The following is a 24,642-nucleotide window of genomic DNA, read 5'->3' as shown; positions in this document are numbered from 1 at the left end:
TTTTGGTTTTTTTCCCCCAGAGATGATTTTTCCCCCGGTTAACCGACCTGAACCGCGTTCTTTGCGCTGATATCCGTCGGTTAAATCATTTATGGCACAGCCTTTGCTTTATTTACCGCGTGAAGATAATCCGAAATGAGAGTAATCCGAGATAGCGGCGGGCGAAAGTCTGAACTTAACGGTTAGGGGGATGATGAATGAAACTGGTTACTGTGGTGATAAAACCATTCAAGCTGGAGGATGTGCGTGAGGCCTTGTCTTCCATCGGCATTCAGGGACTTACCGTCACTGAAGTGAAGGGGTTTGGACGTCAGAAAGGGCATGCCGAGCTGTATCGCGGCGCGGAATACAGCGTTAACTTTTTGCCGAAAGTGAAAATCGATATCGCGATTGCCGATGATCAACTGGACGAAGTCATTGATGTCATCAGCAAAGCGGCCTATACCGGAAAAATTGGTGACGGTAAGATTTTTGTTGCTGAATTACAACGGGTTATTCGTATTCGTACTGGCGAAACTGACGAAGCCGCACTTTAACACCCGGCTTAGATGCGTAAATAGGGATGGATGAAAATGAAAAAACTTGTCTCCTCATTGGGTCTTGGTGTGGCTGCTTTGCTCCCGTCCTGGGCGATGGCCGCGGCACCAACGATCGATAAAGCGGATAATGCTTTTATTATGATTTGTACCGCGCTGGTACTTTTTATGACTATACCTGGAATCGCGCTGTTTTATGGCGGTTTGATTCGCGCCAAGAACGTCCTTTCCATGCTGTCACAGGTGATAATTTCTTTTGCGCTGGTGTGTATTTTATGGGTCGTCTACGGCTATAGCCTGGCCTTTAGCGAAGGTAACGCTTTCTTCGGCGGTTTTTCCAACTTCCTGCTGAACGGGATCGCCGTCGATTCGATTACCGGTACATTCTATCAGTACGTGCACGTGGCCTATCAGGCTTCATTCGCCTGCATCACCGTGGCGCTGATTGTGGGAGCCATCGCCGAGCGTATCCGTTTTTCCGCGGTGCTGATCTTCGTCGCGCTGTGGCTTACTTTCTCTTACCTGCCGATGACCCATATGGTGTGGGGCGGCGGCTATCTGGCCGCTGACGGCGCGCTGGACTTCGCCGGTGGCACGGTGGTGCATATCAACGCCGCGGTCGCCGGTCTGGTCGGCGCCTACCTGTTGGGCAAACGTGCCGGTTTCGGTAAAGAAGCGCTGAAGCCGCACAATCTGCCGATGGTGTTTATCGGTACGGCGATCCTGTATATCGGTTGGTTCGGCTTTAACGCCGGTTCCGCCGGTGCGGCAAATGAGATTGCCGGTCTGGCCTTCCTGAATACGGTGGTGGCGACCGCCGCGGCGATTCTGGCATGGGTTGCCGGCGAGTGGCTGGTACGCGGTAAGCCTTCGCTGCTGGGTGCCTGTTCGGGCTGTATCGCCGGTCTGGTCGCCATTACGCCAGCCGCCGGGACGGTGGGCGTCGGCGGGGCGCTGATTATCGGCCTGGCCGGTGGTTTTGCCGGCCTGTGGGGGGTAACCGTACTGAAAAGATGGCTGCGCGTTGATGACCCCTGCGATGTGTTCGGCGTTCACGGCGTCTGCGGTATCGTAGGTTGTATTCTGACCGGCGTATTCAGCTCCGCGTCTCTGGGCGGCACGGGGTATGCGGAAGGCGTGACAATGGCTCACCAGGTTTGGGTACAGCTGTTCAGCGTTATTGTCTGCTTCGTGTGGTCCGGCGTGGCGGCCTTCATCGCTTTCAAAGTGGCCGATCTGGTCGTTGGGCTGCGCGTACCGGAAGAGCAGGAGCGCGAAGGTCTGGACGTCAACAGCCATGGCGAGAATGCCTACAACCAGTAAGTAGTTAGTGTGAATATATTGGGCAGGGCGCAGGATAATCTCCGCGCCCTGTTTTTTTATTTATGACGGGCCGTCGCAAGCGACGGCGGCTATTTGCCCGCGGAGAGGCGGCGCATAACGCCTTCCTGTACGCTGGAGGCGACCAGTACGCCTTCGCGAGTATAAAACTGTCCGCGTACAAACCCCCGGGCGCCCGAGGCGGAAGTGCTTTCCACGCTATACAGCAGCCAGTCATCGAGACGGCATGGGCGATGAAACCACATCGAGTGGTCGATGGTGGCAACCTGAATACCCGGTTCCAGAAAGGCGATGCCGTGCGGCTGTAATGCGGTTAACAGAAAATTGCAGTCGGATGTATAGCCAAGCAGATATTGATGCACGAGTTCATCGTCCGGCAGCGGACCGTTGGCGCGGCACCAGACATGCCGTATCGGTTCTTCCACTTTCCCTTGCAGCGGGTTATGAAATTTTACCGGGCGCATCTCGATGGGTCTCGGCTGGGTGAACTTATCACGAAACTGCGGCGGCAGCAGGTGCGCCATGCTTTGCGCAATATCCTGCTCCGATCGGAGCTCTTCCGGCGGGGTAACCACCGGCATCACATTTTGATGTTCAAAACCCTCTTCATGGCTCTGGAAGGAGGCCGTCATATAGAAAATCGGCTTGCCATTCTGGATGGCGCTGACCCGGCGCGCGCTGAAACTATTGCCGTCGCGCAGATTTTCCACATCATAAATAATCGGTTTGCGGCTATCGCCCGGTAACAGGAAGTAGCTGTGAAATGAATGGATGCCGCGCTCCGTCGGCACGGTCTGTTTGGCCGCTGACAGCGACTGGCTTACCACCTGTCCGCCAAAGACCTGACGCAGTCCTAAATCATCGCTTTGTCCCCGGAATAGCCCTTCCTCAATTTTTTCCAGATTCAGGAGGTCGAGAAGGTTTTTTAATGCCTGGCTCATGCTGTCGGCCTCATTGGTTGCACGTTATTTAGAAAGAGAAAACCCATCACGCATTTTAAATCGGGGGCTAACGGGTTGATATAAGTAATTTAAATCATAAACCAGGAAAATATCAGAATTTTGTACCATCATTATTCTATTAAGTAACCCATACTACTTATACCCTTCATTTTTTCAGGTTGCAGGTGTGTTCCCGGTCCCTGGGGGGTTATTTGATTGCTCCCTTCCCGCACCCTGAAGTCTATTGGGTATAGCGAAAGCCGGTTTCTTTGTACCGGCATTCCGACAATAATAAAAGGAGACTGATCGCATGAAATTATGGCATATCGCAGGTGGAATCATGGTATCGATGACGTTGACCGCTTGTGCAGATAAGAGTGATTATGGCGTTTCTCCTCATACCGGCGCGCCGGTAACATCCAGTTCCGCTCAGCATGCAACCATATCCCAGCCGGCCGTTACCGGGACGGTGAATATTCGTCAGCGCATCGCCTTACCGGCCAATGCGGTGGTAACGGTGACGGTATCCGATGCGTCGCTGGCGGATGCGCCTTCAAAAGTGATTACCCAGCGAGTCACCCGTACCGAGGGGAAACAGGCGCCTTTCCAGTTTGTGTTGCCGTATAATCCGGGCGATATCCAGCCTAAAGCGCGCATTTTACTCAGCGCGGCCGTGGCGATAGATAACCGGGTGGTGCTGGTGACGGAGAATGTTTTACCGGTTATCACCAATGGTGTGAATAATGCCGATCTGGTCCTGGTGCCGGTACCCTCCGTGCCTTTACCCGCACACAGCTCGGCGCCGTTGTCGTCGGAATCGCCGTCAATAACGCCACCACAACCGGTTCAATCCGCCTGGTGATTTATCTAAACGGTATGCGCCGCGGTTTTACGGCGCGTACCGCCAACGGAACCTGTCAAGATCGATTCTCCCCTCTCGGGTAAAGCGCACCCCCTCAGCCCGCAACGCTGATTTCTGACGCTGATGGTCGCCGCCCACCAGCGATATCTCACCTTTGCGGTTTATCACCCGGTGCCAGGGGAGCTTACTGTCCTTGGGCAAGCGTTTTAGCACCCCGCCGACCTGTCTCGATGCTCGAGGAGAGCCGGTCAGCAGCGCCACGTCGCCATAGGTCGCCACTTTCCCGTAAGGAATCGCCGCCACGATTTGAAAAACGCGTTGGCGAAAATTGTCGTTTTCCCCTGTCATCCAAGGCTTCCTGTATTTCAATTGGTAAGGTAAATAATGTAGAACCTATAGTGGCATAGCGTGCTGGGCAAGAAAACAACGTTCAGACGGCGTTAGCTTGCAATTGGCCTGTCCATCACCCATAATGCCCGTCGCTCTGTTGTAACGAACGTTTGACGGAGCACTGTCAATGGGGGCCCTGTCGGTTCTCCCGCAACACTAACCTGTGGACTCGGTCAGGTCCGGAAGGAAGCAGCCGCAGCAGGAGACGTGTGTGCCGGGATGTAGCTGGCATGGCCTCCACCAATTTCTACCTACCCGCCATTCACTCGACAAGCCTTCCTGTCACTCGAATTATTTAAGTTATATATCTGTTTTATTGCTGATTGGGGATAAGATATATCGATTTAATAATCTTTATAAAAAAGCAGGATTCTAATTATTTCTTTTATCAGAAATACAGTTTGTTACAAATGCTGCTTTATTCAAGCGTTAAAAAGACAATAGAAACAAAGGCCGATAATGTTATCGGCGCAATGTATTTTATATCTGGGCTGATGTACTTTGCGTCAAAAATTAACGGACGTATTTCCACACTGCGGTAGGGACTTTGTCGTAAAGTTTGTTCATCGTCAGTTCTGCCAGACGATGATCTGCCGCGGAATAGAACATCTCCAGTTCATCGTTAGAGAGCTCATACTTGTTTTTCTCTATAACGCGTTCCAGCGTGTCAATGGTTGTGCATTTACGCAAACGCATCAAATAATCGATTTTTTTCATGTTGGCCTTTATGCGAACAGTACCTGGTGGTTAATAAATATAAGATAAATTATTGCTTAAGTTTTAGCAGGCGTACAGATGTTCCCTTCTGAGAACATTCCGAATAATCTTTTTTTAGATTTCTGCCATCCGCGCAGCTCGGCATCATTGATGCCGTAGTTGCTAAATAGTACGTAGGTATCATCTAAATACTGTTCAACCTGCTGAGAAAGCTCGCTTTCATTAGGATACTTTATTTTAAATGTCAGAATAAATGTAGCTATATGCTCGATAAGTTCATTTAACTGGAGGTTGATCGCAGATGTTGGATCATTGACCCAGCCGTGACTACTATCGCCTAACGTTGCAACGCTTTCATCGCATAGATTTTCACATAAGAATCTGAGTTGGGCAATATCATAATGTTTGGGTGTGTACTCATCCATATCAATCCCTCCGTTAAGCCGTTATTCAGTAACGCCTGACAAACAGGCAGACTGACAAAACTCATAAGAGAATAGTCTTGACCATGCTTCTACAATCATGGTGTCTATACCCGTCATACTTCAAGCTGCAGGTGCGTTGGCTGCATTACTCGGCCCCTCCCTGGGCCTCGCCCCGTTGGGGCCGCTGCAAGCAGCGTTCAAATCTGCTCCAGGCAGATTTGTCAGTCACCCGAATCACTTAGCTGTGTAAGCTCATCGGGATTAAATGAGAGACATCCTGTCTCTCACCGGAGGCCAGCCGTTGGCTGGTCAAATTCGTTCCCGACGAATTTGTCCTTCCCTTGCCGCCTTCCTGCAACTCGAATTATTTAGGGTATACAAGCAATATTTCAACGTCTGGGATTTCGACAACCACAATTTAGCCCGCAATGGTTTTTGCACCTCCCGATATCACAGAATATCTTTTGGTTTTAATGAAAACAAGTGACGCTCATGGTATGCCGCGCTGACGCAGGTCATGACGCACTGTATATAACTATAGCAAAAGAGCCGCCAAGATTCGCGGACATTAGAGAAGGTTTTTTGCGCTATTTGTGATGATTAAATCACAAAACTTTTCGGTTAAGGAATAGTGGGTGAGTAATATTAGTTTATTAAACGGGGTTGTGGATAGATCGCATTTCGATGGCCTGAGGAGGATGGCCGGTTATCCGCGGGTATAAGAAAACATATAATCTCTCTCATTATCCTATTGTTTTTTATTGTTTTATTTTTGTGCTTTAAAAGGCTCTGTGACAGATATAACAGAGCCGTGGTGAATTGTTACAGGAAATGGATTAGCGTTTTTTCTTTTTCCTGCCCTGTACGGCGTTAAAGCGCGGGTTGGTTTTACATATTACGTAGATACGTCCGCGGCGGCGTACCACGATGCAGTCTTTATGGCGGTTTTTCGCCGAGCGCAGCGAGCTAAGCACCTGCATTTGAATCTCCTCGCTTGTTTACTTGAAGAAATGGCCGAAGCGCTGCTGAAAGCGGGCGGTGCTGCCCTCTTTGGCATACTCTTTCTGCTTCCCGGTGTAGTAAGGATGGGACGCAGAAGAAACATCAATGGTGACGTAGGGATAACTCACGCCTTCCAATTCGATGGTGCGCTCGGTTTTGATGGTTGAACCGAGCCTGTAATAGGTATCGGCGCTGGTATCATGAAACACCACGGTCCGATAGTCAGGATGAATGCCTGTTTTCATATCGCCTCAATTGTTATGTTATAACATAACTTAATATTGCGCTTTTTTATTGTGAAGATCAACCATGATATTTATCGGAGCGGGGCTGGTTCAGCGCGTGGGTTGCGCGCGAGCTATGCAATAGGGGGAAGGGGAGTAAAAAAAAGGCCGCGGTTGCGGCCTTTTCAAATAGAGAGCGGATTAGTGATGTTCTATATGCTGGTTGGGGTGCTCAACATCTTCGTTTTTCTTGCCGAAGCGGCGGCGCACCACCACGAAGAATACCGGAACGAAGAAGATGGCCAGCACGGTTGCGGTAATCATCCCGCCCATTACGCCGGTACCAACGGCGTTCTGCGCGCCGGAACCCGCGCCCGAGCTGATAACCAGCGGCACAACCCCGAGGATAAAGGCCAGGGAGGTCATCAGGATGGGGCGCAAACGCATGCGCACCGCATCCAGCGTCGCCTCGATCAGGCCTTTGCCTTCTTTCTCCATCAGGTCCTTGGCGAATTCGACGATCAGTATGGCGTTCTTCGCCGATAGCCCAATGGTTGTCAGCATGCCCACCTTGAAGTAGACGTCGTTTTCCAGCCCGCGCATGGAGGCGGCAACCACCGCGCCCAGAATCCCCAGCGGTACGACCAGCATGACCGAGAAGGGAATCGACCAGCTTTCATACAGGGCGGCCAGACACAGGAACACCACAATCAGCGAGATGGTGTAGAGCGCCGGGGCCTGGTTGCCGGACAGCCGTTCCTGATAGGACATACCGGTCCATTCATAGCCAATCCCCTGCGGCAGCTTGGTGACGAACTCTTCCATCAGCGCCATGGCTTCACCGGTACTTTTACCCGGCGCGGCCGCCCCCTGAATCTGCATGGACGGCTGGCCGTTATAGCGTTCCAGACGCGGCGAGCCGTATTCCCAGTGGCTTGTCGAGAACGAGGAGAAGGGCACCATCTGACCGTTGCTGCCGCGCACATACCAGTTTTTGATATCGTCCGGCAGCATACGGAACGGCGCGTCGCCCTGTACGTAAACTTTCTTCACCCGGCCGCGGTCGGTAAAGTCATTCACATAGGTACCGCCCAATGCCGTCGCCAGCGTGGCGTTGACATCCGACAGGGCTACGCCCAGCGCCTGCGCTTTTTCCTGATCGACAGTAAGCCGGAACTGCGGGGTATCTTCCATGCCGTTAGGGCGTACCTGCACCAGCGTATCCGAGCGCTGCGCGGCCATACCCAACAGTTGGTTACGCGCCTCGGTGAGTTTTTCATGCCCCAGGTTGGCCTGGTCGATCAGCTGGAAGTCAAAGCCTGTCGCCGTACCCAGTTCGACAATCGCCGGGATGTTGGTGGCGATAACGATACTTTCCTTGATCTGGCTGAAAGCGGCGTTGGCTCGGGCTGCGATGGCGGCCACCTTATTCTCCGAGCCGCTACGCTCGTCCCACTCTTTCAGGCTGACAAACGCCAGACCGGCGTTCTGACCGCGTCCGGCGAAACCGAAGCCATTGACGGCAAACACCGATTGAACCGTGTCTTTCTCATTTTCCAGATAGTGCTTGGTTATCTTATCCAGCACTTTCTGGGTATTTTCCTGCGTACCCCCGGCCGGTAATTGCACGATGTTGAGCAGCACGCCCTGATCTTCTTCCGGCAGGAAGGAGCTGGGCAGACGCATAAACAGCAGGGCCAGGCCGACGACAATCAGCAGATAGAGCAACAGATAGCGGCCGGTGCTGCGCAGAATATTGCCGATGCTGTCGGTATAGTGGAGCGTACTTTTCTCGAACAGGTTGTTAAACCAGCCGAAGAAGCCTGTTTTAGCGCCGTGATCGCCTTTGGCGACCGGTTTTAACAGCGTGGCGCACAGCGCCGGCGTTAAAATCAATGCCACCAGCACCGACAGCGCCATCGCGGAAACAATGGTGATGGAGAACTGGCGGTAGATGGCGCCGGTTGAACCGCCGGTGAACGCCATCGGCACAAACACCGCCGACAGGACCAGCGCGATACCGACCAGCGCGCCCTGTATCTGCCCCATCGATTTCCTGGTGGCCTCCCTGGGCGGCAGACCTTCCTCCACCATCACACGCTCGACGTTTTCCACCACCACGATGGCGTCATCCACCAGTAGCCCGATCGCCAGGACCATCGCAAACATGGTCAGCGTGTTGATGGAGTAGCCAAACGCCGAGAGGATGGCGAACGTCCCCAACAGTACGACAGGGACCGCGATGGTTGGGATCAGGGTGGCGCGGAAGTTTTGCAGGAACAGGTACATCACCAGGAACACCAGCACGATGGCTTCCACCAGCGTTTTCACCACTTCGTTAATGGAGATTTTAACGAAAGGCGTGGTGTCATAGGGGTAAACCACGTTCAGTCCGCTCGGGAAGAATTCCTGCAGACGAGAGAACTCCTCCTTTACCGCCGTCGCGGTATTCAGCGCGTTGGCGCCGGTCGCCAGTTTAATCCCGATACCGGCGGCCGGCTGGCCGTTGTAACGCGCAATCAGGTCGTAGCTTTCACCGCCAAGCTCAACGCGCGCCACGTCTTTCAGGCGTACCTGCGAGCCGTCCGAATTCACCTTCAGTAAAATATTGGCGAACTCTTCCGGCGATTTCAGCCGCGTTTGCGCAATGATCGACGCATTCAGCTGCTGGCCGGCGACCGGCGGCGAACCGCCCAGCTGACCGGCGGCAATCTGGTTGTTTTGTACGGTAATGGCCGAGGTGACGTCACCGGTGGTCAGTTGATAGTTGTTCAGCTTGTTCGGATCCAGCCAGATACGCATGGCGTACTGGGCGCCGAACAGTTGGGCATCACCGACGCCGTTGGTACGGCTGATGGGGTCCAGCACGTTGGCGGCCGCATAGTCGGCAATGTCCTGCTGGGTCATTTTGCCGTCTTCGCTGATGAAGGCGGCGATCAGCAGGAAGCTGCTGCTGGATTTCTGAACGTTGACGCCCTGCTGCTGAACTTCCTGCGGCAGTAACGGCATTGCCAACTGGAGTTTGTTCTGCACCTGCACCTGCGCGATATCAGGGTCGGTTCCCGCTTCAAAGGTCAGCGTAATCTGAACCGTACCTGATGAGTCGCTGCTGGAAGCCATATACATCAGGTTATCGATGCCGTTCATATTCTGTTCGATAACCTGCGTTACCGAGTCTTGCAGCGTTGAGGCGTCCGCCCCCGGATAGGTTGCTGTAATTTCAATCGCAGGGGGAGCGATTGTCGGGTATTGGGCTACGGGCAAATTCACAATCGCCAACGCCCCGGCCAACATCACCACGATGGCGATTACCCATGCAAAAATGGGTCGATCTATAAAAAAATTAGCCATTGAATTACCGGCTCCTGTTAAGACTTCGCGGGTTCAGCCTGAGACTGCTGCGGCTGTTCGTTATCTTGAGCGACTTCTTTTCCCGTTACCTGAATGCCGGGTTGAATCTTTTGCAAACCGGTCACAATGATACGATCGCCCGCTTTCAAACCGTCGGTGACCAGCCATTTATTACCCACGGCCTTTGATGTGGTCACGTTGCGAATCTCAACCTTATCACCTTCACCGATGACCATGGCGGTTGCCTCGCCGCGCGCATTACGGGTAATGCCCATCTGCGGAGCCAGCAATGCGTCGTCTTTCACGCCGGAATCCAGGCGAGCGCGGACAAACATGCCGGGTAAAAGATCGTGTTGCGGGTTAGGGAAAATCGCCCTCAGGGTGATAGAGCCGGTGGTTTCATCCACGGTGACATCGGAAAATTCCAACGTCCCGGGCTGCGCATATTCAGAACCGTTATCCAGCAGCAGGCGCACGTTGGCTTTGCCTTCGCTTTGTTTCAGCGTGCCGTCTTCCAGTTCTTTTTTCAGACGTAGAAAGTCATTGCTTGATTGGGTTACATCGACGTAAATCGGATCGAGTTGCTGCACGGTGGTTAACGCGGTGGTCTGGCCGGTGGAAACCAGAGCGCCTTCCGTCACCGTTGATTTCCCCACCCGGCCGGATATCGGCGTATTGACTTTGGTGTAGGCAAGATTGATTAGCGCGTTATCCACCGCGGCCTGGGCGGCCTGAACGCTGGCGTCGGCCTGACGCAAGGTGGCGACGGCCTGATCGTAATCCTGTTTGCTGATGTAATTGGTTCCCAGCAGCGGTTTATAGCGGTTAACCGTCAGGCGGGCGATTTCGGCGCTTGCCTTAGCCTGGGCCAGTGATCCTTTGGCGCTATTGTGATCGGCCTGATAAGGAGCCGGATCGATTTGATACAGCGATGAACCGGCCTGGACGTCGCTGCCCTCGGTAAAGTTGCGCTTAAGAATAATACCGCCGACCTGAGGGCGGACTTCCGCGATACGATAGGCGTTGGTGCGGCCTGGTAAATCGGTCGTCACATTGAGAGGTTGCGCTTTCAGCGTTACGATGCCGACTTCGGGGGGCTGTTGTTGCGCCCCTGCCTGTTGTTCACTATTATCACATCCCGCGAGAATTAAGCCGCCAGAAAGCATCAGAACTGCCGCCAGAGGCGTTAGCCCTCTGTTTTTGTTCATAGATAAACCTCAAGTATCCGATTTGAAATTGACCAATGGATCACGCGTTTTAAAACCCATTGCTGCGATAATCTTATGTTGATGCTATGTTACATACATACTCGAATGTATGTAAATCATCCTTTGTTTCAAATACAACGATATGGCACGAAAAACCAAACAGCAGGCTCAGGAAACCCGACAACAGATACTGGATGCAGCGTTGAGAGCGTTCTCAGAGCACGGCGTGTCCGCAACATCGCTGGCTGACATTGCCGCTGCCTCCGGGGTAACCCGCGGTGCTATTTACTGGCATTTTAAAAATAAAGCCGAGCTGTTTGACGAAATATGGATTCAGGCCGAGTTGAAGCTCGGTCAGTTCGAATTAGAGTATCAAACAAAATTTCCTGATAATCCACTCCATGTGATGCGTGAGCTGTTGATTTATATGCTTCGTTTAACGGTAAATGACAACCAGTGGCGATTGATGATGGAGATTGTATTTCATAAATGTGAGTTCGTCGGTGAAATGCTACCCTCTTTCAACGCCCGCAAGGAGCTTTATTTCGGCTGCTACTCCGATATTGAAAGCCATTTAATACGCTGTATCCGCATGGGCTTGCTGCCCGAGGATATTCAGCCCCATCGGGCCGCCGTCGCGCTGCGCGCTTATTTTTCCGGCCTGATGGAAAACTGGCTGTTTATGCCGGAAAGCTTCGATCTTGCGCGGGACGCCCCGGTGCTGGTTGACTCCTTTATCGATATGCTGCGCTTCAGCGCGTCGTTTCGTCAGTCCGCGCCGACGGAAGCCCATTCGGTAAGAAAAGAAGAGGGCTGATTCTCCATGCCGAACGGGCACTATTCGACCGCGTCGCCTCTTTCCCGCTGCGCTTTTTGCTGAAAATCTTTGCGCACGATTTCCAGGGCGGCGAGCGCCACCTGCGGGGCGATGTGGTTATCCTCCAGCAGCATAATCAGATCGACCGCCAGCTTGACTTCCGGAGCCGCATTTTCCAGTGACATGTCGCTCTCCCCTTCAGGCTTATAGATATAGCAGAGAATAAAAAGAACCCGCCGGAATTTACAATCCCTGCTCCCGGCGTTCAATTACTCGCTCCAGGCGTGACAGGGCCTGGCGGCATCGGGCCAGCCGTCCTTCCAGCGCCGCCAGCTCTTTTTGCAGGCGTTGCTGCTCGCCCGGCCGCGTTTCAGCGTTCAGCAGGCTTTCCCGGTCATGGATCATCGACAGCAGGCGCCGCTCATAGTCCTGGTGTTCGGCCAGCTTATGGTAAAGATCCTGCTCTGGCGTTGCCGTCGCCCGCTCCTGACGTCGTAAAGACTGCGTCGCCAGTTCGCGTTGCAGCGCCGTGATTTGCCTCACCAGTTTGTCGGCCATAAACGCCACCCGATCGGAACGTTGCTCGGCGACCAACTGCCTGATGGATTGCAGATTCTGCTCAACCTCGTGGAAATAATCTTTCAGCCTTGTGCCATAGCTGCTGAACAGCTGACGATCGAAGCGTGATTGCGACACCGGCTTATCCGCCAGCGGCGCGATCGCTTTCGCCAGCGTGTCGATTTGTCGTTCAAGCACCAGCAGCAGTTTGTGGGTATTCACTCGGTTCCCTACCTATTATTGGCTTGCCTAAGCCGATAGCCTAGCTTGCCCGGGAATAACGTCCGACACAACTTATTCGCCGGGATATGCTGATTTCCGCACCGCCATTAACACTCGGCCAATGTTGATGATAAAGTGTGGTTGGCCGGGTTGCGCTTTATTTACCCATTAACAGCGGACGGACAAAAGGTGAATATGTATCGCGCGGTGCTGATTGTCATAGGGTGGGTGGCCGTCGTTCTGGCAACGTTGGGCGTCGTATTGCCGGTGTTGCCGACCACGCCCTTTTTATTGTTGGCCGCCTGGTGTTTTGCCCGTTCGTCGCCGCGTTTCCATCACTGGCTGCTGTACCGCTCCTGGTTCGGGGGATATTTGCGCCACTGGCAGCGATACCGGGCATTGCCGCCCGGAGCGAAATGGAAAGCGGTTATGGTTATTTTATTGACCTTTGCGCTCTCCCTCTGGCTGGTTAAAATCAACTGGGTTAGAGTCTTGTTATTGGTGGTCCTGGCGATTTTGCTGACGTTTATGCTTCGTCTGCCGGTGGTGGACGGTCATAAAAAAATACGCTGAGATCGTGGGGACGTGTTGCATTTATCGGCCAGTTTGACTAGATTTGAGCGTTTTCGTGCGCGGACCGCCACTTTTCCTGTTTCGAAAACCGCCATTACCTTCTGATGTTGATGGAAGGATGGGCGGGGAGCGGCCGGCATTGGTATGAGCAGAACGTTTTATCAGGCACAGAGATGATGACCGCAACGGCGCAACAGCAAGAATTGATTAAAAGCAGCATCAAAAGCATTCCCGATTATCCGAAGCCGGGCATACTGTTCCGTGACGTGACCAGCCTGCTGGAAGATCCGACGGCGTATGCCGCCAGTATCGATATGCTGGCGCAGCGCTATCGCAATACCGGGATCACCAAGGTGGTGGGCACTGAGGCGCGCGGCTTTCTGTTTGGCGCGCCGGTTGCGTTGGCGTTGGGCGTCGGATTTGTTCCGGTGCGTAAACCGGGCAAATTGCCGCGTCCGATCATCAGCGAAAGCTATGAACTGGAATATGGCTCGGATAGCCTGGAAATTCATGCGGATGCGATTAACGCCAAGGATAACGTCCTGGTTATCGACGATCTGCTGGCGACGGGCGGAACGGTAGAGGCGACGATAAAACTGATCCGTCGTCTGGGCGGCACGGTAACCGACGCCGCGTTTGTTATCAATCTGTTCGATCTGGGCGGCGCGCAGCGCCTGGAAGCGCTGGGCGTGACCTGCTATAGCCTGGTCGACTTCCCCGGTCATTAATCACAACGGTCTCGCCGATAACCGCGCGGCTGTGTTAGCATGGCCTCCTCAATAACTCGACTGTTGCGGTATTGATGAGCTATCAGGTTCTTGCCCGTAAGTGGCGTCCTCAAACCTTTGCTGATGTCGTCGGTCAGGAGCATGTCCTGACCGCCTTAGCCAATGGCCTTTCTTTAGGCAGAATTCATCACGCCTACCTATTTTCCGGCACGCGCGGCGTCGGCAAAACCACCATCGCCCGCCTGCTGGCGAAAGGACTCAACTGTGAAAACGGCGTAACGGCGACGCCCTGCGGCCAGTGTGACAATTGCCGTGAAATCGAGCAGGGCCGCTTTGTCGATTTGATCGAAATCGATGCCGCTTCCCGCACCAAGGTCGAGGATACCCGCGACCTGCTGGACAACGTGCAGTACGCCCCGGCGCGCGGGCGTTTCAAGGTATACCTGATCGATGAAGTGCATATGCTGTCGCGCCACAGTTTTAATGCGCTGCTGAAAACGCTGGAAGAGCCGCCGCCGCACGTAAAATTCCTGCTGGCGACCACCGATCCGCAAAAGCTGCCGGTGACGATCCTGTCGCGCTGCTTGCAGTTTCACCTCAAGGCGCTGGATGTCGAGCAAATCCGGGCGCACCTGGAGAAGGTGTTGCAGGCCGAAAATCTGGCGAGCGAGCCAAGGGCGCTGCAATTGCTGGCCCGCGCCGCCGACGGCAGCCTGCGCGATGCGCTCAGCCTCGCCGATCAGGCTATCGCCATGGGGCAGGGGCAGGTGACGACGGCCTCGGTCAGCCAGATGCTGGGAACCCTGGACGACGAGCAACCGCTGGCGATCATTGAAGCGCTGGTGCAGGCCGACGGCGTGCGCGTGATGTCTTTGCTCGATCAGGCGGCGGCGCGCGGCGTCGACTGGGAGTCGCTGCTGGTTGAAACCCTGACGCTATTGCATCGCATTGCGATGGTTCAACTGCTGCCGGCCGCGCTGAGCAATGATTATGCGGCGGTTGAAGCCCGCCTGCGGGATCTGGCCCGCGCCCTGCCGCCGGCGGACGTACAGCTCTACTACCAGACATTGCTGATTGGCCGCAAAGAGCTCTCTTATGCGCCGGATCGCCGTATGGGCGTGGAAATGACGCTGCTGCGCGCGCTGGCCTTTCATCCCCAGCAAATTATTGACACGCGGACGGCGTCGGCCGATGCGCCGCCGCAGTCCGCGCCGGCGCTGAAACCCACGCCGGCGGCTAACCCGGCGTTAACCGCCGGGCGGCAGGAAAGCGCGGCCGCGCCGTCTCACCCGGCCGGCGCGGCGGATGCATCCTCGCCGCCCGCCGCTGAATCGCCTGAGCCGCCACCGCCGGTCGATGACGGGCTTTCCGACGCCACGTCGCAGCTGTTGCAGGCGCGCAGCCAACTGTTGCGCAAGCAGGGGGCGACCCCGCCAAAAAAAACTGAGCCGGCGGCGTTAAATAAAACGCGGCCGGCGAATTCGGCACTTGAGCGTTTAGCCTCGGTGACGGAGCGCAGCATGCAGCGCAAAAGCGCCGCAGACGGCGCATCGGCCGCGGCGAAGAAACCGGAAGCCTATCGCTGGCGGGCGCAGAACAAGGTGGAGCACGTCAAAACCGATGTCGCCACGCCGAAGGCGCTGCGTTCGGCGCTGGAGCATGAAAAAACGCCCGAACTGGCGGCGCGCCTGGCGCAAGAGGCGATGGAGCGCGATGAGTGGGCGGCGGAAATCAATCGCCTGCCGTTGCCGAAACTGGTGCAACAGCTGGCGTTAAACGCGTTCAGGGAGTGCCCGCAGGCCGGTAAAGTACAGTTGCATCTGCGCTCTTCCCAGCGCCATCTCAACTCGCCGGCGGCGCAGCAAACCCTGACGGAAGCCTTGACGGCGCACTATGGCCACCCCATCGAGCTGTCGGTGATCGAAGACGACAACCCGGCGGTGCTGACGCCGCTGGAGTGGCGCCAGGCAATTTATGAAGAAAAGCTGGCGCAGGCGCGCCAGTCGATTATGGCTGATAATACGATTCAAACGCTGCGGCGTTTCTTTGATGCGGAACTGGACGAAGAGAGTATCCGCCCTGTTTAACCGCTGCGTGTGCGCAGCCCGACGTGATAGAGAGAAAACTATGTTTGGTAAAGGTGGAATTGGCAACCTGATGAAGCAGGCCCAGCAGATGCAGGAAAAAATGCAGCAGATGCAGGAAGAGATTGCAAATCTGGAAGTCACCGGCGAATCGGGCGCGGGGCTGGTCAAAATCACCATCAACGGCGCGCATAACTGCCGCCGGGTGGAGATCGATCCCAGCCTGATGGAAGACGACAAAGAGATGCTGGAGGACCTGATCGCCGCGGCGTTCAACGACGCCGCCCGTCGCGTTGCCGAAACGCAGAAGGAAAAAATGGCGTCGGTTTCCAGCGGCATGCAGTTGCCGCCGGGCTTTAAGATGCCGTTCTGATGCAAACCAGTCCGCTTCTTGAATCGCTGATGGAGGCGCTGCGCTGTTTACCGGGCGTCGGGCCGAAGTCCGCCCAGCGTATGGCGTTTCAGCTGTTGCAGCGCGATCGCAGCGGGGGAATGCGTCTGGCGCAGGCGCTGACCCGCGCGATGTCTGAAATCGGTCACTGCGCGGATTGCCGCACCTTTACCGAACAGGATGTGTGTTCGATCTGCTCGAACCCCAGGCGCCAGCAAAACGGTCAAATCTGCGTGGTGGAAAGCCCGGCGGATATCCACGCCGTCGAGCAGACCGGGCAGTTTGCCGGGCGTTACTTCGTGCTGATGGGGCATCTGTCGCCGCTGGACGGCATCGGCCCGGATGATATCGGGCTGGGGCGGCTGGAAGAGCGGCTGCAAAGCGAATCCGTCAGCGAAGTGATTCTGGCCACCAACCCGACGGTGGAGGGCGACGCGACGGCCAACTATATTGCCGAACTGTGCTCGCAGTACGGCGTGATGGCCAGCCGCATCGCGCACGGCGTACCAGTCGGCGGCGAACTGGAAATGGTGGACGGCACCACATTGTCTCATTCGCTGGCCGGGCGTCAGCCTTTCAGATTCTAATGCTTCCGGCTGTTGGGCTTTCTGCCCGACGGCCCTTTCATTGCTTCCTTTCCTGGCGATTTTTCTCCGTTCCGTCTTTTATCGCCCCTTGAAATCATCGCCATGTATCCCCACTTTATGCTCATCGCCAATGTAATCAGCCTGAATAATATTAGGATTGAGGTAAGCAATAATGAGTATGAAAGGCCAAGAAACCCGCGGATTCCAGTCTGAAGTAAAGCAACTGCTGCACTTGATGATCCATTCACTCTATTCCAACAAAGAAATCTTTCTGCGTGAACTGATCTCCAATGCCTCCGATGCGGCAGATAAACTACGTTTTCGCGCGCTCTCCTCGCCTGAATTATACGAAGGGGACGGCGAGCTGCGCGTGCGCGTTTCCACCGATAAGGAAAAACGCACGCTGACGATTTCCGACAACGGCATCGGGATGAGCCGCGACGAGGTGATCGACAATCTCGGCACCATCGCCAAATCCGGCACCAAGTCATTTCTGGAGTCGCTGGGCTCCGATCAGGTAAAAGACAGCCAGCTGATCGGTCAGTTCGGGGTGGGGTTCTACTCCGCCTTTATCGTCGCCGATAAAGTGACCGTGCGCACTCGCGCCGCGGGCGCCGCCGCCGATCGAGGCGTGTTCTGGGAATCCGCCGGTGAAGGGGATTACACCATTGCCGATATCACCAAAGAAGATCGCGGCACCGAAATTACCCTGCACCTGCGCGAGGGCGAAGATGAGTTCCTCGATGACTGGCGCGTGCGTTCCATCATCAGCAAATACTCCGATCATATCGCGCTGCCGGTAGAAATCGAAACGCGCCATGAAAGTGAAGAGGAAGGCGGCGAAGCCACCGTAAGCTGGGAAAAAATCAACAAAGCCCAGGCGCTGTGGACGCGCAGCAAATCCGAAATCAGCGATGAAGAATATACCGAATTCTATAAGCATATCGCCCATGATTTTACCGACCCGCTGATCTGGAGCCACAACCGGGTGGAGGGGAAACAGGAATATACCAGCCTGCTGTACATTCCCGCCCAGGCGCCGTGGGACATGTGGAACCGCGACCATAAGCACGGCCTGAAACTTTATGTGCAGCGCGTGTTTATCATGGATGACGCGGAACAGTTTATGCCCAACTACCTGCGCTTCGTGCGCGGCCTGATTGATTCCAATGACCTGCCGCTCAACGTTTCCCGCGAAATTCTGCAAGACAGCCGCGTTACCCAGAATCTGCGCAATGCGCTGACCAAGCGCGTGTTGCAGATGCTGGAAAAACTGGCGCAGGACGATAAGGAAAAATATCAGACATTCTGGCAGCAGTTCGGCCTGGTGCTGAAAGAGGGACCGGCGGAAGATGGCGGCAACCGGGAAGCCATCGCCAAGCTGCTGCGCTTCGCCACCACCCATTCGGATAGCTCGGCGCAGACCGTCTCGCTGGAAGAGTACGTCGGCCGCATGGTGGAAGGGCAGGAGAAGATTTACTACATTACCGCGGACAGCTATGCCGCGGCGAAGAGCAGCCCGCATCTGGAGCTGTTCCGCAAGAAAGGCATTGAGGTGCTGCTGCTCTCCGATCGCATCGACGAATGGATGATGAGCTACCTGACGGAGTTCGACGGTAAGCAATTCCAGTCCGTCAGCAAAGCGGATGAGGCGCTGGACAAACTGGCGGATGAAGAAACCGACGCGCAGAAAGAAGCGGAAAAAGCGCTGGAGCCTTTCGTTGAGCGCGTAAAAACGCTGCTGGGCGATCGGGTGAAAGAGGTTCGTCTGACCCACCGTTTGACGGATACGCCGGCGATCGTCACCACCGACGCCAACGAAATGAGCACCCAGATGGCGAAGCTGTTCGCCGCCGCCGGGCAGCAGGCGCCGGAAGTGAAGTATATTTTTGAACTCAACCCGGATCATGCGCTGGTCAGACGCGCCTCCGACGTGAGCGACGACGCGCAGTTCGCCGAGTGGGTTGAACTGCTGCTGGATCAGGCTTTGCTGGCTGAGCGCGGTACGCTGGACGATCCTAACCAGTTTATCCGCCGGATGAATCAGTTACTGAGCGCCTGATGCTGCTCTGAGTCTCTGCCGCACAAACCCCCGATGCATTCGGGGGTTTTTGATCCTGCGGTAAAAAACATATTTCACAAAGATAAATATTGCTCTCGCAAAGATAAAAAAATCGACCGTCCCCGCATAAATCCATGCGCCATCGAAAAATATCTGCCGCATTCGCCAGACTTACCTGATTTAAATCACACTTTGATGACTCTTTATCCTCTCAACCAGTCACTAACCCGCCGTCAGGCCTACTATTTAATGGATCCCGGTATTTTCTTTTTTTATGGCGGGCGTCCTGCCCGCCACCTTTCAGGCCATCGCAAGCGACGTTGAAAAACGCCGGGAGCGTTTTTTTAACAGAGGAAATAACATTTCCTCAACGAGGAGAGTGCATAATGTCATTAAAAATGAAGGCGCTGTTTTGTCTGCCTTTACTGTTGCCGTTTTCAACAGAAACCCTGGCCAGCGGTGATAATTTTGCCTTGGAGCAGGTCGTGGTATTTAGCCGCCACGGTCTGCGGGCGCCATTGGCGAGTCCGAGCAGTACCCTCGGCAAAATGACGCCGGACGCCTGGCCGCAATGGGATACCCCCAGCAGCTATCTGACTACCCGCGGCGGCGTGCTGGAAGCTTTCTTCGGCCACTATTTCAGCGAATGGCTGGTGGATAACCGCCTGTTGGCCGCTGATAGCTGTCCGACGGAAAAAGAGGTGCGTTTTTACGCCAACAGCCTGCAACGTACCATCGCCACCGCCCAATACTTCGCCGTAGGGGCGTTTCCGGGCTGCATCGTACCGGTGGAGCATAAAGAAAAATTAGGCACGATGGATGCGACCTTTAATCCGATTATCCGCGACGGCAGCGCTGACTTTAAGCAGCGGGCCATTGATTCAATTAATAAAACGGCCGGCGAAAAAGGCCTTGACGGCCTGAATGAGAGGCTGAAGCCAACCTACCAGCAGATGGCGCAGGTGATCCGCTATGCCGAATCGGCAAATTGCAAAGATGATAAACAGTGCGATCTTACGGCTCAGCCAACCACGGTAAAAATCGTTGCCGATCAGGAACCCGGCGTCTCCGGCCCGCTAAGAACCGGCACCTCGATTTCAGATGCGTTTATTCTGCAATACTATGAAGGCGCGCCGATCGAGAGCGTCGGCTGGGGCAGAATCAAAGACAACCAGCAGTTCGAATCGTTGGTGTCGATCAAGGAATACTATAACAGCGTGGTGTTCAGCGCCCCGGTGGTCGCCAAAGAAGTTTCGGTGAATCTGGTTAAGGAACTGGAGCGTTCGTTCGGCGAGAACACGCCGAAATTTACTTTCCTGGTGGGACATGACTCAAACGTCGCGTCGCTGTTTTCGGCATTGGGCGTCAAACCCTACACATTGCCGCATCAGTTTGAAACCACGCCGATCGGCGGCAAAGTGGTATTCGAGCGCTGGAAAGATAACGCCAGCGGCGCGTCGCTGCTGAAAATGGAATATGTCTATCAATCCACCGATCAGCTCAGAACCTTGGCACAGCTTAATCGGGCCAATCCGCCGCAGCGCGTCACGCTTGAACTGCAAGGGTGCCCGGTCAACGCCGACGGCTTCTGTCCGTTCAATGACTTTGAGAAAGTGTTGTCCGGCTTGACGGGTAAATAATAGACCTTATGGCGGCGGCCCACGGCTGCCGCCAAACGACATTAAACGGGTGTTCCGCCCGTTTGCCGTCGCCCCAAAACGTCGGCAATGAAGTTTTCTGACCGCCGCCGACAGGCTGAAACGAGCCCGTTCCTTGAGGATAAACGCCTGGAATGGTATGGTTTAGCGCTTTTCAAATTTATTTTATAAATACTCTATAGCAAGGGGATTTACGCAATGCGTATTATTCTGCTGGGCGCTCCGGGCGCAGGCAAAGGTACTCAGGCTCAATTCATCATGGAAAAATACGGTATTCCGCAGATTTCCACCGGCGATATGCTGCGTGCGGCGGTAAAAGCCGGCAGCGAATTGGGCAAGCAGGCCAAGGAAATCATGGATGCCGGCAAGCTGGTCACTGATGAACTGGTTATTGCGCTGGTAAAAGAGCGCATCGCTCAGGACGATTGCCGTAACGGTTTCCTGCTGGATGGCTTCCCGCGTACCATTCCCCAGGCTGACGCCATGAAAGAGGCGGGCATCAACGTGGATTATGTTATCGAGTTTGCGGTTCCTGACGAACTGATTGTCGATCGCATCGTCGGGCGTCGGGTGCATCCCGCTTCCGGGCGTGTCTACCACGTGAAATTTAACCCGCCGCGGGTGGAAGGCAAAGACGACGTGACCGGTGAAGAGCTGGTTACCCGCAAAGACGATCAGGAAGAGACGGTGCGTAAACGTCTGGTGGAGTATCATCAGCAGACCGCGCCGCTGGTGGCTTACTACCAGAAAGAAGCGGATGCCGGCAATACCCGCTACTTCAAGGTGGAAGGGACGCGTAAAGTTGCGGAAGTGCGCGCCGAGCTGGAAAAGATCCTGGGTTAATTCCCGACGGTTTACGATAGTGCCGCCAGGCGTTCGCCTGGCATTTTTTTGCCCGTCGCTGCGCGCCGGCATCATTCCCCCTGTTTTTCCTATTGGTGGCATCGGTTTTATCCCCGCTATCTTGCCGTTTTTATGCGGCGTTTTTCGCTACAATAGACAGTCTGATACCAGATACGGAGCGGGCAGTGGAAGCCTGCCGCTCCAGAAGAGGAAGGCTGTGATGACGCAACAGAAGTACGGCGTGCTGATGGTGAACCTGGGCACCCCCGATGCGCCCACCCCGCGGGCGGTGAAACGCTATCTGGCTGAATTCCTCAGCGACCGGCGGGTGGTTGATACCTCACGGCTGCTGTGGTGGCCGCTACTGCGCGGCGTTATTTTGCCTTTCCGCTCGCCGCGCGTGGCGAAGCTCTACCAGTCGGTGTGGATGGAGGGCGGCTCGCCGCTGCTGGTGATTAGCCGCCGCCAACAACAGGCGCTGGCGGCGCGCATGGCGGATGTTCCGGTTGAGCTGGGGATGAGCTATGGCTCTCCCAGCCTGCATTCGGCGCTGGATAAGCTGTTGGCGCAGGGCGTCACGCAGTTGGTGGTGTTGCCGCTCTATCCGCAATATTCCTGCTCGACGACGGCCGCCGTCTGGGACGGGCTGGCCAGGCTGTTGCGGCAATACCGCCGTTTGCCCGCCATCCGTTTTATTCGCGATTATGCTCAGCATCCCGCTTATATCGCCGCATTGCGATCCCGCGTAGAGCGGGCGTTTGCCGAACAGGGGGAGCCGGACAGGCTGGTGCTCTCTTACCACGGCATTCCGGCGCGCTATGCCAGCGAGGGGGATGACTACCCGCTGCGCTGTATGGCGACCTCCAGGGAGCTGGTGGCGGCGTTAGGCTTGCCTGAAGAGAAGGTGCTGGTGACCTTTCAGTCGCGTTTTGGACGTGAGCCCTGGCTGACGCCCTATACGGATGAGACGATGAAAGGCCTGCCGGCGCAGGGCGTTAAGCATATTCAGGTTATGTGCCCCGGCTTTGCGGCGGACTGTCTGGAAACGCTGGAAGAGATTCAGGAGCAAAACAGGGAGATATTCCTGCACGCGGGCGGTGAGAAATTTACCTATATTCCGGCATTAAACGACGATCCGCTGCATATCGATCTGCTGGAACAACTGGTGGCGAAAGCGGAATAGGCGAAAAGAGCAGGCGGGCAACGCCCGCCTGATAAGGATTAGATCGGGCACTCCTGCGGCGTCGCCGGCATTTCTTCAAGCTTGAGCAAGGTAATCATGCTGTTGGCGATCTCTCGTTCGCCCATTACCACCTGATTGGCGCCGTGCTCGGTGATATAGGCGACTTCGTCGTCGTAATGCGCCCGGGCGATAATTTCCAGATCGTCCCTTCTTTCACGCGCCGCCGCGACGATTTCACCGGCTTCATAGCCGTTGGGGATGGTCAGCAACAGCCAGCGGGCGCAGTCCAGACGGGCGATCTCCATAATCTCCGGTTTGGTGGCGTTGCCGAGCACCGCCTTGATGCCCTGCTCACGCAGCGCGTCGACGCGCGCGCGGGAGTTCTCCACCACCACCACCGGGATACCCGCCTGATGAAGCTTGGCGCCGATCAGGCTGCCGACGCGCCCGTAACCGACCAGCAGCGCGTGGTTGCACATATCGACGGGGATCTGTTTCTCTTCTTCGATCGCTTCTTCCACTATCTGTTCTTCAATGGTTTCATTTTTCGCCAGATAGCGTTCGAGCATGGTAAAAAGCAGCGGGTTAAGCATGATGGAAAGGATGGCGCCCGCCAACACCAGGCTGCGTCCCTCTTCGGACAGCAATCCCAGGGCGATGCCCAGCCCGGCGAGAATAAAGGCGAATTCGCCGATTTGCGCCAGGCTGGCGGAGATGGTCAGCGCCGTGCGCTTCGAGTGGCCGAAGAGCCGCACCAGCAGAAACGCGGCGGCGGATTTACCAAAGACGATAATCGCCAGGGTAACCAGCACCGCGACCGGATCGTTGATCAGAATCATCGGGTCGAACAGCATGCCGACGGAAACGAAGAACAGCACCGCGAACGCGTCGCGCAGCGGCAGCGTATCATGCGCGGCGCGCTGGCTTAGCTCGGACTCGTTCAACACCACGCCGGCAAAGAACGCGCCCAGCGCAAAGGAAACGTCAAACAGTTTCACCGCTCCGAAAGCGATCCCCAGCGCCATGGCCAGCACCGCCAGCGTAAATAGCTCGCGGGAGCCGGTGCTGGCGCTTTTTGCCAGCACCCAGGGCACCAGGCGGCGCCCGACGACGATCATCAAGGTGATAAAGGCGATGACTTTACCGATGGTCCAGGCCAGATCGCGCAGCAGTTTACCGGTGTCGGCATGTTCTGCGCCGATCATGTCGCCAAAGGCGGGCAGCAGAACCAGCGTCAGCACCATGGCCAGATCTTCGACAATCAGCCAGCCGATGGCGATTTGGCCGCGCTGGCTGTCAATCAGCTGACGCTCTTCCAGCGCGCGTAATAACACCACGGTACTGGCGGTGGAAAGGCAGAGTCCGAACACCAGCCCGCTCGCCAGGCTCCAGCCCAGCAGGGCGGAAAGCCCCATCCCGAGCAGCGTCGCCACGGCAATCTGCGCAATCGCGCCGGGAATGGCGATCGATTTAACCGCCATCAGGTCTTTCAGGGAGAAATGCAAGCCAACACCAAACATCAACAGAATAACCCCGAGCTCGGCTAACTCAGACGCCAGCGAGGTATCGGCGACAAATCCCGGGGTAAAGGGTCCGACAAGCACACCGGCGGCCAGATAACCGACAAGAGGGGAAATGCGCAGGCGGTTTGCCAAAATACCGAGCAGGAAGGCGAGAACCAGCCCTCCGGCGATCGTTGAAATTAGAGGTGTTGCAACATGCATCCCGACTCCTTTTGCCATGTATGAAAAGTGAATGAGCGGACTTCTGGTATAAATTCTATTGCATATAGAGAAATGTTGCTTGGGTAAAACAGGTATTCTGTCAAAAATGTTAGCTTATCAGCATATTTCCATGGTAACACAGATTTACGGAGGGTTTCTCCGGAGAAGCATTGATAAACATGCGTAATTATCACTATAAAGCCTGCTTCTTGGTC

25 protein-coding genes, 1 other RNA gene and 1 other annotated feature are annotated in these 24,642 nt (G+C 55.3%); of the genes, 15 read left to right on the top strand and 11 right to left on the bottom strand.

The window, feature by feature from the left end:
* The first annotated feature begins 197 nt into the window (after window positions 1-197).
* Both glnK and amtB read left to right on the top strand, forming a co-directional pair.
* Window positions 198-536 (top strand): P-II family nitrogen regulator, encoded by a 339-nt coding sequence (gene glnK / locus MFP24_RS09595; RefSeq protein WP_009114005.1) that lies wholly within the window; start codon window positions 198-200, stop codon window positions 534-536.
* A gap of 36 nt (window positions 537-572) precedes the next feature.
* Entirely contained in the window at window positions 573-1,859 is a 1,287-nt protein-coding gene (gene amtB / locus MFP24_RS09590; protein WP_249230026.1) for an ammonium transporter AmtB, read from the top strand.
* Window positions 1,860-1,948: 89 nt separating this feature from the next.
* Here the strand turns inward: amtB and tesB are convergent, their stop codons facing one another.
* Complete coding sequence (gene tesB, locus MFP24_RS09585) at window positions 1,949-2,818, bottom strand: acyl-CoA thioesterase II (protein WP_249230027.1); 870 nt, start codon at window positions 2,816-2,818, stop codon at window positions 1,949-1,951.
* 310 nt (window positions 2,819-3,128) lie between these two features.
* Here tesB and MFP24_RS09580 point away from each other — a divergent pair, with 310 nt between their 5' ends.
* On the top strand, window positions 3,129-3,680 hold the full coding sequence (locus tag MFP24_RS09580) for a YbaY family lipoprotein (protein WP_249230028.1): 552 nt from the start codon (window positions 3,129-3,131) through the stop codon (window positions 3,678-3,680).
* A gap of 27 nt (window positions 3,681-3,707) precedes the next feature.
* On the opposite strand, the gene MFP24_RS09575 is transcribed toward MFP24_RS09580, so the two are convergent.
* Window positions 3,708-4,028 (bottom strand): MGMT family protein, encoded by a 321-nt coding sequence (locus tag MFP24_RS09575; RefSeq protein ID WP_249230029.1) that lies wholly within the window; start codon window positions 4,026-4,028, stop codon window positions 3,708-3,710.
* 179 nt (window positions 4,029-4,207) lie between these two features.
* Here MFP24_RS09575 and ffs point away from each other — a divergent pair.
* Window positions 4,208-4,304, top strand: an RNA gene (gene ffs, locus MFP24_RS09570) — signal recognition particle sRNA small type.
* A 279-nt stretch (window positions 4,305-4,583) separates the two neighbouring features.
* On the opposite strand, the gene MFP24_RS09565 is transcribed toward ffs, so the two are convergent.
* The 6 genes from MFP24_RS09565 to MFP24_RS09540 form a co-directional block, all read right to left on the bottom strand.
* Window positions 4,584-4,787, bottom strand: a complete 204-nt coding sequence (locus MFP24_RS09565; RefSeq protein ID WP_009114000.1) for an HHA domain-containing protein — start codon at window positions 4,785-4,787, stop codon at window positions 4,584-4,586.
* A 56-nt stretch (window positions 4,788-4,843) separates the two neighbouring features.
* Window positions 4,844-5,212: an Hha toxicity modulator TomB gene (gene tomB, locus MFP24_RS09560; RefSeq protein WP_136165253.1), complete on the bottom strand. Its 369-nt coding sequence runs from the start codon at window positions 5,210-5,212 to the stop codon at window positions 4,844-4,846.
* An 836-nt stretch (window positions 5,213-6,048) separates the two neighbouring features.
* Window positions 6,049-6,192 carry a type B 50S ribosomal protein L36 gene (gene ykgO, locus MFP24_RS09555; protein WP_249230030.1) on the bottom strand — a complete coding sequence of 48 codons (144 nt, stop codon included), beginning with the start codon at window positions 6,190-6,192 and terminating at the stop codon, window positions 6,049-6,051.
* 18 nt (window positions 6,193-6,210) lie between these two features.
* On the bottom strand, window positions 6,211-6,459 hold the full coding sequence (locus MFP24_RS09550; protein ID WP_249230031.1) for a type B 50S ribosomal protein L31: 249 nt from the start codon (window positions 6,457-6,459) through the stop codon (window positions 6,211-6,213).
* Between the two features lie 180 nt (window positions 6,460-6,639).
* On the bottom strand, window positions 6,640-9,789 hold the full coding sequence (locus MFP24_RS09545; RefSeq protein ID WP_249230032.1) for an efflux RND transporter permease subunit: 3,150 nt from the start codon (window positions 9,787-9,789) through the stop codon (window positions 6,640-6,642).
* A gap of 17 nt (window positions 9,790-9,806) precedes the next feature.
* Window positions 9,807-10,997 (bottom strand): efflux RND transporter periplasmic adaptor subunit, encoded by a 1,191-nt coding sequence (locus tag MFP24_RS09540; protein ID WP_249230033.1) that lies wholly within the window; start codon window positions 10,995-10,997, stop codon window positions 9,807-9,809.
* Between the two features lie 142 nt (window positions 10,998-11,139).
* On the opposite strand from MFP24_RS09540, the gene acrR reads away from it, so the two are divergent.
* Window positions 11,140-11,814 carry a multidrug efflux transporter transcriptional repressor AcrR gene (gene acrR / locus MFP24_RS09535; protein ID WP_249230034.1) on the top strand — a complete coding sequence of 225 codons (675 nt, stop codon included), beginning with the start codon at window positions 11,140-11,142 and terminating at the stop codon, window positions 11,812-11,814.
* Window positions 11,815-11,834: 20 nt separating this feature from the next.
* On the opposite strand, the gene rsmS is transcribed toward acrR, so the two are convergent.
* On the bottom strand, window positions 11,835-11,999 hold the full coding sequence (gene rsmS / locus MFP24_RS09530) for a pleiotropic regulatory protein RsmS (RefSeq protein ID WP_249230035.1): 165 nt from the start codon (window positions 11,997-11,999) through the stop codon (window positions 11,835-11,837).
* Window positions 12,000-12,057: 58 nt separating this feature from the next.
* A complete protein-coding gene (priC, locus tag MFP24_RS09525; RefSeq protein ID WP_249230036.1) occupies window positions 12,058-12,594 on the bottom strand; it encodes a primosomal replication protein PriC in 537 nt (178 codons plus the stop codon).
* Window positions 12,595-12,789: 195 nt separating this feature from the next.
* Between priC and MFP24_RS09520 the strand changes: the two genes are divergently transcribed.
* The 10 genes from MFP24_RS09520 (at window position 12,790) to hemH (ending at window position 22,703) form a co-directional block, all read left to right on the top strand.
* A complete protein-coding gene (locus tag MFP24_RS09520) occupies window positions 12,790-13,167 on the top strand; it encodes a DUF454 family protein (RefSeq protein ID WP_249230147.1) in 378 nt (125 codons plus the stop codon).
* Window positions 13,168-13,343: 176 nt separating this feature from the next.
* A complete protein-coding gene (apt, locus tag MFP24_RS09515) occupies window positions 13,344-13,895 on the top strand; it encodes an adenine phosphoribosyltransferase (protein ID WP_249230148.1) in 552 nt (183 codons plus the stop codon).
* 74 nt (window positions 13,896-13,969) lie between these two features.
* The gene (gene dnaX, locus MFP24_RS09510) at window positions 13,970-15,982 is read left to right on the top strand and encodes a DNA polymerase III subunit gamma/tau (protein WP_249230037.1); all 2,013 of its coding nucleotides are present in this window, start codon (window positions 13,970-13,972) and stop codon (window positions 15,980-15,982) included.
* Window positions 15,312-15,376, top strand: a sequence feature (DnaX frameshifting element). It overlaps the preceding gene by 65 nt.
* A 40-nt stretch (window positions 15,983-16,022) precedes the next feature.
* Window positions 16,023-16,352: a YbaB/EbfC family nucleoid-associated protein gene (locus MFP24_RS09505; RefSeq protein WP_009113988.1), complete on the top strand. Its 330-nt coding sequence runs from the start codon at window positions 16,023-16,025 to the stop codon at window positions 16,350-16,352.
* Window positions 16,352-16,957 carry a recombination mediator RecR gene (gene recR, locus MFP24_RS09500; protein ID WP_249230038.1) on the top strand — a complete coding sequence of 202 codons (606 nt, stop codon included), beginning with the start codon at window positions 16,352-16,354 and terminating at the stop codon, window positions 16,955-16,957. Before MFP24_RS09505 ends, recR begins: the two co-directional genes overlap by 1 nt.
* Before the next feature lie 178 nt (window positions 16,958-17,135).
* Window positions 17,136-19,019: a molecular chaperone HtpG gene (htpG, locus tag MFP24_RS09495; protein ID WP_249230039.1), complete on the top strand. Its 1,884-nt coding sequence runs from the start codon at window positions 17,136-17,138 to the stop codon at window positions 19,017-19,019.
* A gap of 33 nt (window positions 19,020-19,052) precedes the next feature.
* Window positions 19,053-19,343, top strand: a complete 291-nt coding sequence (locus tag MFP24_RS09490) for a hypothetical protein (RefSeq protein WP_249230040.1) — start codon at window positions 19,053-19,055, stop codon at window positions 19,341-19,343.
* A gap of 62 nt (window positions 19,344-19,405) precedes the next feature.
* Window positions 19,406-20,659: a bifunctional glucose-1-phosphatase/inositol phosphatase gene (gene agp, locus MFP24_RS09485; protein ID WP_249230041.1), complete on the top strand. Its 1,254-nt coding sequence runs from the start codon at window positions 19,406-19,408 to the stop codon at window positions 20,657-20,659.
* A 216-nt stretch (window positions 20,660-20,875) separates the two neighbouring features.
* Window positions 20,876-21,520: an adenylate kinase gene (adk, locus tag MFP24_RS09480; protein WP_249230042.1), complete on the top strand. Its 645-nt coding sequence runs from the start codon at window positions 20,876-20,878 to the stop codon at window positions 21,518-21,520.
* A 220-nt stretch (window positions 21,521-21,740) separates the two neighbouring features.
* Window positions 21,741-22,703 (top strand): ferrochelatase, encoded by a 963-nt coding sequence (gene hemH / locus MFP24_RS09475; RefSeq protein ID WP_249230043.1) that lies wholly within the window; start codon window positions 21,741-21,743, stop codon window positions 22,701-22,703.
* A 38-nt stretch (window positions 22,704-22,741) separates the two neighbouring features.
* Here the strand turns inward: hemH and ybaL are convergent, their stop codons facing one another.
* The gene (gene ybaL, locus MFP24_RS09470; protein WP_249230044.1) at window positions 22,742-24,427 is read right to left on the bottom strand and encodes a YbaL family putative K(+) efflux transporter; all 1,686 of its coding nucleotides are present in this window, start codon (window positions 24,425-24,427) and stop codon (window positions 22,742-22,744) included.
* Between the last annotated feature and the right edge of the window lie 215 nt (window positions 24,428-24,642).

It is taken from the genome of Brenneria tiliae, from assembly GCF_023347575.1.
In the GTDB taxonomy this organism is placed as follows: Bacteria; Pseudomonadota; Gammaproteobacteria; order Enterobacterales; family Enterobacteriaceae; genus Brenneria; species Brenneria corticis.
This window is presented reverse-complemented; position numbering and strand designations above follow the sequence as displayed.

What these genes read in the sequence shown, in the direction of transcription:
- glnK (WP_009114005.1), top strand. Translation starts at nt 198, where the DNA reads ATGAAACTGGTTACTGTGGTGATAAAACCATTCAAGCTGGAGGATGTG.
- amtB (WP_249230026.1), top strand. Translation starts at nt 573, where the DNA reads ATGAAAAAACTTGTCTCCTCATTGGGTCTTGGTGTGGCTGCTTTGCTC.
- tesB (WP_249230027.1), bottom strand. Translation starts at nt 2,818, where the DNA reads ATGAGCCAGGCATTAAAAAACCTTCTCGACCTCCTGAATCTGGAAAAA.
- MFP24_RS09580 (WP_249230028.1), top strand. Translation starts at nt 3,129, where the DNA reads ATGAAATTATGGCATATCGCAGGTGGAATCATGGTATCGATGACGTTG.
- MFP24_RS09575 (WP_249230029.1), bottom strand. Translation starts at nt 4,028, where the DNA reads ATGACAGGGGAAAACGACAATTTTCGCCAACGCGTTTTTCAAATCGTG.
- MFP24_RS09565 (WP_009114000.1), bottom strand. Translation starts at nt 4,787, where the DNA reads ATGAAAAAAATCGATTATTTGATGCGTTTGCGTAAATGCACAACCATT.
- tomB (WP_136165253.1), bottom strand. Translation starts at nt 5,212, where the DNA reads ATGGATGAGTACACACCCAAACATTATGATATTGCCCAACTCAGATTC.
- ykgO (WP_249230030.1), bottom strand. Translation starts at nt 6,192, where the DNA reads ATGCAGGTGCTTAGCTCGCTGCGCTCGGCGAAAAACCGCCATAAAGAC.
- MFP24_RS09550 (WP_249230031.1), bottom strand. Translation starts at nt 6,459, where the DNA reads ATGAAAACAGGCATTCATCCTGACTATCGGACCGTGGTGTTTCATGAT.
- MFP24_RS09545 (WP_249230032.1), bottom strand. Translation starts at nt 9,789, where the DNA reads ATGGCTAATTTTTTTATAGATCGACCCATTTTTGCATGGGTAATCGCC.
- MFP24_RS09540 (WP_249230033.1), bottom strand. Translation starts at nt 10,997, where the DNA reads ATGAACAAAAACAGAGGGCTAACGCCTCTGGCGGCAGTTCTGATGCTT.
- acrR (WP_249230034.1), top strand. Translation starts at nt 11,140, where the DNA reads ATGGCACGAAAAACCAAACAGCAGGCTCAGGAAACCCGACAACAGATA.
- rsmS (WP_249230035.1), bottom strand. Translation starts at nt 11,999, where the DNA reads ATGTCACTGGAAAATGCGGCTCCGGAAGTCAAGCTGGCGGTCGATCTG.
- MFP24_RS09520 (WP_249230147.1), top strand. Translation starts at nt 12,790, where the DNA reads ATGTATCGCGCGGTGCTGATTGTCATAGGGTGGGTGGCCGTCGTTCTG.
- apt (WP_249230148.1), top strand. Translation starts at nt 13,344, where the DNA reads ATGACCGCAACGGCGCAACAGCAAGAATTGATTAAAAGCAGCATCAAA.
- dnaX (WP_249230037.1), top strand. Translation starts at nt 13,970, where the DNA reads ATGAGCTATCAGGTTCTTGCCCGTAAGTGGCGTCCTCAAACCTTTGCT.
- MFP24_RS09505 (WP_009113988.1), top strand. Translation starts at nt 16,023, where the DNA reads ATGTTTGGTAAAGGTGGAATTGGCAACCTGATGAAGCAGGCCCAGCAG.
- recR (WP_249230038.1), top strand. Translation starts at nt 16,352, where the DNA reads ATGCAAACCAGTCCGCTTCTTGAATCGCTGATGGAGGCGCTGCGCTGT.
- htpG (WP_249230039.1), top strand. Translation starts at nt 17,136, where the DNA reads ATGAAAGGCCAAGAAACCCGCGGATTCCAGTCTGAAGTAAAGCAACTG.
- MFP24_RS09490 (WP_249230040.1), top strand. Translation starts at nt 19,053, where the DNA reads ATGCATTCGGGGGTTTTTGATCCTGCGGTAAAAAACATATTTCACAAA.
- agp (WP_249230041.1), top strand. Translation starts at nt 19,406, where the DNA reads ATGTCATTAAAAATGAAGGCGCTGTTTTGTCTGCCTTTACTGTTGCCG.
- adk (WP_249230042.1), top strand. Translation starts at nt 20,876, where the DNA reads ATGCGTATTATTCTGCTGGGCGCTCCGGGCGCAGGCAAAGGTACTCAG.
- hemH (WP_249230043.1), top strand. Translation starts at nt 21,741, where the DNA reads ATGACGCAACAGAAGTACGGCGTGCTGATGGTGAACCTGGGCACCCCC.
- ybaL (WP_249230044.1), bottom strand. Translation starts at nt 24,427, where the DNA reads ATGCATGTTGCAACACCTCTAATTTCAACGATCGCCGGAGGGCTGGTT.